At 68.9% G+C, this 1,404-nt stretch carries 2 protein-coding genes; both read left to right on the forward strand.

What is annotated here, in order from left to right:
• The coding region (locus JV551A3_RS14280) for a malonate decarboxylase holo-ACP synthase (RefSeq protein WP_133978824.1) at positions 1 to 516 on the forward strand (516 nt) is incomplete at its 5' end.
• Positions 513 to 1,404: malonate decarboxylase subunit epsilon (mdcH, locus tag JV551A3_RS14285; RefSeq protein WP_133978826.1), on the forward strand; the 892-nt coding region annotated here is incomplete at its 3' end. The genes JV551A3_RS14280 and mdcH, both read left to right, overlap by 4 nt.

Raw genomic sequence — 1,404 nt, forward strand, 5'->3', positions numbered from 1 at the left:
CAGCCGGTGGTGGTGCGCCGTGCCACCTGTGCGGATGGCTGGGTGGCGGTGGGGCTGCGTGGCCAGGGCAGGGCGCAGCGGTCGGGTGTACTGATGCGGTTGGCCGATATCCAGTGTCAGCAAGGCCCCGAAACGCTGCGCTGGCAAGCTGAAAGCCCTTGGCCTGCATTGCAGGCCCTGGCCTCGGTCACACCGGTACTGGATGCCAGCGGGATGGCGTGGGGGCCTACAGGTGGGGTGGGGTACCAGATCGCCACCGGTATGGAGGTGGTACACGCCGACAGCGACCTGGACTTGCTGCTGCGTACGCCACAACCGCTGGCCCGGACGCAGGCGCGTGAGTTGCTGGATATCCTCGATTGCGCGCCTTGTCGTATCGACCTGCAGCTGGAAACCCCGGCGGGTGCGGTCGCCCTGCGTGAGTGGGCCGGCTTCGCCCGCCGCGTGCTGCTCAAGTCGGCCCATGGCCCACGCCTGGTCAGTGACCCATGGGCAGCGATGGAGCGCGCGGCATGAGCAGCCTGTTCGCCTTCCCCGGCCAGGGCGCCCAGCAGGTGGGCATGCTGCAGCGCCTGCCTGAGGGTGCCGGGCTGTTGCTGGAAGAAGCCAGTGACACCCTTGGCCAGCAGGCCCTGGCGCTGGACAGCCAGCAGGCCCTGCAGACGACCCGTGCCGTGCAGCTGTGCCTGTTGCTGGCTGGCGTGGCCTGGGCGCGTTGGCTGATGCAACGCAGCCCCGCCCCGGATTACGTAGCGGGATTGTCGATTGGCGCCTATCCTGCGGCGGTCACGGCGGGCGCCCTTGGCTTTGCCGATGCCGTGCGCCTGGTTGCCCTGCGTGGCGACCTGATGCAGCGCGCCTATCCGCAAGGCTATGGCATGACCGCACTCAGCGGGCTGGACCTGGCCAGTGTCGAACGCTTGTTGAACGATACGGACGACGAGGTGTATGTCGCCAATCTCAACAGCGACAACCAGATCGTCATCGCCGGTAGCGATGGCGCGATGGCTGCGGTTGCCGCCAAGGCACGCCGGCTGGGCCAGGGCGTGGCCCGGCGCCTGGCGGTCAGCGTGCCGTCGCATTGCCCGCTGCTGGATGGCCCGGCGGCCGAACTGGCCAGTGCCTTCGCCACGGTCGAGCTGCTGCGACCGCGTATCACCTACCTCAGCGGCAGCAGCGCGCGGCCGGTATTCGACCCACAGCGCCTGCGCGACGACCTGGCTTGCAACATGGCGCGGGTGGTCGACTGGCGTGCCACGTTGCGCAACGCCTATGAGCGTGGCGTGCGCCTGCACCTGGAACTGCCGCCCGGCAACGTGCTCAGCGGGCTGGCCCGGCCAGTGTTCGAACAGGGCAGGGTGGTTGCTGTTGAAGGCACCCGCTGGGACACCCTGGATGCGCTGC

Source organism: Pseudomonas inefficax (assembly GCF_900277125.1).
In the GTDB taxonomy this organism is placed as follows: Bacteria; Pseudomonadota; Gammaproteobacteria; order Pseudomonadales; family Pseudomonadaceae; genus Aquipseudomonas; species Aquipseudomonas inefficax.